The organism is Blastomonas sp. CCH1-A6 (assembly GCF_001556365.1).
In the GTDB taxonomy this organism is placed as follows: Bacteria; Pseudomonadota; Alphaproteobacteria; order Sphingomonadales; family Sphingomonadaceae; genus Blastomonas; species Blastomonas ursincola.
In genome coordinates, this window is the sequence record NZ_LSIS01000208.1 from 1 (window position 1) to 3,486 (window position 3,486).

Annotated in this window: 5 protein-coding genes; 3 read left to right on the top strand and 2 right to left on the bottom strand. The window is 65.5% G+C overall.

The window, feature by feature from the left end; genetic code table 11:
• Positions 1–310 precede the first annotated feature (310 nt).
• Complete coding sequence (locus tag AX735_RS09230) at positions 311–532, top strand: hypothetical protein (protein ID WP_066278945.1); 222 nt, start codon at positions 311–313, stop codon at positions 530–532.
• Between the two features lie 75 nt (positions 533–607).
• Complete coding sequence (locus tag AX735_RS09235; protein ID WP_137776299.1) at positions 608–1,069, top strand: hypothetical protein; 462 nt, start codon at positions 608–610, stop codon at positions 1,067–1,069.
• A gap of 64 nt (positions 1,070–1,133) precedes the next feature.
• On the opposite strand, the gene AX735_RS09240 is transcribed toward AX735_RS09235, so the two are convergent.
• A complete protein-coding gene (locus tag AX735_RS09240) occupies positions 1,134–1,436 on the bottom strand; it encodes an ArsR/SmtB family transcription factor (protein WP_023839747.1) in 303 nt (100 codons plus the stop codon).
• Between the two features lie 90 nt (positions 1,437–1,526).
• Here AX735_RS09240 and AX735_RS09245 point away from each other — a divergent pair, with 90 nt between their 5' ends.
• The gene (locus AX735_RS09245) at positions 1,527–2,648 is read left to right on the top strand and encodes an NADH:flavin oxidoreductase/NADH oxidase (RefSeq protein WP_066278950.1); all 1,122 of its coding nucleotides are present in this window, start codon (positions 1,527–1,529) and stop codon (positions 2,646–2,648) included.
• A gap of 66 nt (positions 2,649–2,714) precedes the next feature.
• Here AX735_RS09245 and AX735_RS25750 read toward each other — a convergent pair.
• On the bottom strand, positions 2,715–3,486 hold a 772-nt coding region (locus AX735_RS25750; protein WP_066278953.1), incomplete at its 5' end, for a hypothetical protein.

Genomic DNA, 3,486 nt, shown 5'->3' on the forward strand with positions numbered 1-3,486 from the left:
CCGCCGACCCACCCATAACCCCTCCCTTGCAGGGAGGGGAACGTGAGCCCCATCGGCCATGCCCAACCCCTTCGCGCCTTCGCGCCTTCGCGTGCCAAAAGGGGTTTCACGCGAAGACGCGAAGCCGCGAAGAGGTAGCGCCAGCCGCGCAAACCCGCCCGCCTCATGCCCGCTCCCCTGCGAAGGCAGGGGCGCATCTACCAAGCGTTGCACCGGTCGCCACGGAAGGAGATGGATGCCTGCCTGCGCAGGCAAGCGTTGATGAGCGCGCACTTGCCGTTCATTCTCGTCGCGCGCAGTGTTGCCCGCTATGCGCACGACCTATCTCAGCCTCGCCATCCTCTCCCTTGTAGCCACCGTTCTTGTCTGGGCCTTTCTGGCAGGCTGGGCAGGACGGGTGGTTTTTGCGCCGGATATGGCATTGCTGGCAACCGGGGAATGGCTAAGCTGGCTTGCATTCATGGCGCTGATGTACGGGCCGATCGCCTTTGCCGCCTGTCTGCTGTTCCTGGCCTGGCGCAGAAGCTCCTGACCACCCCCGCTCATCCTGAGCAGCGGGCTTCAGCCCGCGTCGTCGAAGGACCCGCGCCCACGCAGGCCGTATAACGTGGCCTTCGACAAGCTCAGGCTGAGCGGGGGTTGTGGGGGGTGGCCATCAATGGGGAAAACAAACCGTTCGGCAAACGACGCCATTTCCGGTCTTGGCGTGATGATGCATAACGTAGCCATGAAGGTGACGATTTACGAAGCAGATACCCCAATCGGCGAGGCTGAGATTTTCGCGCTAGACCCCCCGATGGGCGTCGCAATGGCGAAATTCAAACCATTGTCAGCCTATGATGTCGAGCGGCACGCGAATGTCGTTGATGGCGATTACATCGAGGATCGAGGACACGATCTGCGGATAGAGATGGTGGATGGTGTGCCTTTGATCAGCGAGGCAATATCGATACAGGCCTGGCCTGCGCTCGGAGAAAATGAGGTTCACATTCTCGGGATTTTGCAGCCGAGCTTCGAGACGCTGTTTTGCGAGCACCCCGATTTCAAAACCTACTGGGAAAAGCCCTGACGTCCGCTTCCCGCTTACCTTCTGCTATCCGCGCGCACACCCAAGCCGCCTGAGCGTAGCAATCCTAACCCTTCACCCCCAGCACCGCATCGAGCAGCCCCGGAAACCGCTTGTCCACCTCCTCGCGGCGCAGCGTGTTCATGTGCTGCACCCCGGCGATGCGCGTGTGCACCAGGCCCGCAGAGCGCAGGACGCGGAAATGATGCGACATGCTCGATTTCGGGCGGCCGCCGTCCAGGGCAGCGCAGCTTGCCTCGCCCGCGCGGTCGAGTTGGCGGACGATGTCGAGCCGCACCGGATCGCTCAGCGCGTGCAGCGCGTGCTCGATGGTAACGTCGGCAAGATCGGGATGCGCATAGTTCCTCATGCGCACCCATATAGCAGGCCGGGCTTGTAATTCCTATAGTTCGATTATATACGAACTATCAAGCATCCCCAAGCCAAGGACGATCCCCCTATGACCAATCCGAGCCCCAGCACCGATACGCCGCTGTTCACGCCGTTCACGCTCAAGTCGTTGACGTTGCGCAACCGCATCGCGGTCTCGCCGATGTGCCAGTATTCCGCTACCGACGGCGTCGCCAACGAGTGGCATCGCTCGCATCTTGTCTCGTTCGCGCGCGGCGGAGCGGGGCTGGTGGTGGTCGAGGCCTCGGGCGTGTCGCCCGAAGGCCGGATCACCCCGGCGTGCCTCGGCCTGTGGAGCGACGAACAACGCGATGCGCTCGCGCCGATCGTCGCCGAGATCAAGGCGGCGGGCGCGGTCCCCGGCATCCAGATCGCGCATGCCGGGCGCAAGGCCAGCGCCAATGTGCCCTGGGAGGGCGACGACCATATCGCCGAAGGCGATCCGCGCGGCTGGGAGCCGATCGCGCCGTCGGCGGTTGCGTTCGGCGGTGGCCTCAACCGCACCCCGCGCGAGATGACGCTGGACGATATCGAGCGGGTGAAGGCCGATTTCGTCGCCGCGGCGATCCGCGCGCGCGATGCCGGGTTCGAATGGCTGATGCTGCACTTCGCGCATGGCTATCTTGCGCAGAGCTTCTGGTCGCGTCATTCGAACCAGCGCACCGACCAATATGGCGGCAGCGCCGAAAATCGCGGGCGCTTCCTGCTCGAGACGCTGGAGGCGGTGCGCGCAGTATGGCCCGACCATCTGCCGCTTTCCGCCCGTTTCGGCGTGCTCGAATATGATGGGCAGGATGAGGAGACGCTCAAGGAATCGATCGCGCTGGTCGGCGAGATGAAGGCGCGCGGGCTCGATTTCATCGATGTCAGCATCGGCTTTTCGACGCCCGCCGCGCAGATCCCCTGGGGGCCCGCGTTCATGGCGCCGATCGCGCGCCGGGTCCGCGACGAGACCGGCCTGCCCAATGCCACCAGCTGGTATATCGGCAGCTCCGAAAACGCCAACAGCATGGTCGCCGATGGCGATGTCGATCTGGTGATGATGGGCCGCCCGCTGCTCGAGAATCCGCACTGGCCCTATCAGGCCGCGCGCGAGCTCGGTATCGACAATGCCAGCTGGACGCTGCCTGCGCCCTATGCGCACTGGCTGGCACGTTACCGAGCGGCCTGAGGCAAAAAGAGGGGAGGCGAATGACCGCCTCCCCGATATGCGCAAGTGTCGTTCCTCTTTTGATTATCAGGCCGCGCTCTGCATCCCATAGCCGTTGCGCATCAGGAACAACGCGCGGCGCTTGCGATTGGCCCGGGTCTTGAACGGGTTGTCGCGGTTCGGGCGCTGCGCGATCAGTGCTTCGAGACGGCGATGGTCGATCGGGCTGTCCGGATTAACGGTGCGTGCGGCGGGCCGAGCAGGCGCTGGATGGATCACCGGCTGCACAAAGCTGGCCGTCGCGGGTGCTGCGGCAGCCATGGTGGGTGCCACCGGCGGACGCGCATGCGGCGAAGCCAGGCGGCGGTCATATTCTGCGTCCGATGCGCGCGCTTCGGCCATCATCGCGGCGCTCTTGCGCGTCCGGGTGCGGCGCAGCGCGATCGCGCCGCCGCCCACGCCCAGAGCGGCCAGCAAGGCGGCCATCCAGCCCCAGACCTCGCCATCGCCTTCGGTCGGGGCGGGCGGGGAAGCTGTCACTTCGGATGTCGGCACTTCGTTGACCGTGCCGTCATTGGTCATCGGCGGAACCGCCGTCAGATCTTCGCCTGCCAGGGTTTCAACCGGATCGGCGATGTCTGCGCCGGTCGCAGGACTCGGATTGGTGGGCTCGGCCTGGGCCACGCGCGGCGGTGCTGCGCGTTCCGCTGTCTGGGGGCGGGCCGCGCGCGGAGCCGGGGGCGCTTCAACCTCGGCCGTCGGTGCGATCGCAGCCACCGGCACGTCGGTCACGGCGGGAGGCGCAACGGGGCTCGCCAGCGGCGTGCCGGTGGCTGCGATCGCACCGACGGCCGAGGTT

Excerpts from the sequence above, each read along its gene's own strand:
- AX735_RS09245 (WP_066278950.1), top strand. The coding sequence starts at position 1,527 with ATGACCAATCCGAGCCCCAGCACCGATACGCCGCTGTTCACGCCGTTC.
- AX735_RS09230 (WP_066278945.1), top strand. The coding sequence starts at position 311 with ATGCGCACGACCTATCTCAGCCTCGCCATCCTCTCCCTTGTAGCCACC.
- AX735_RS09240 (WP_023839747.1), bottom strand. The coding sequence starts at position 1,436 with ATGAGGAACTATGCGCATCCCGATCTTGCCGACGTTACCATCGAGCAC.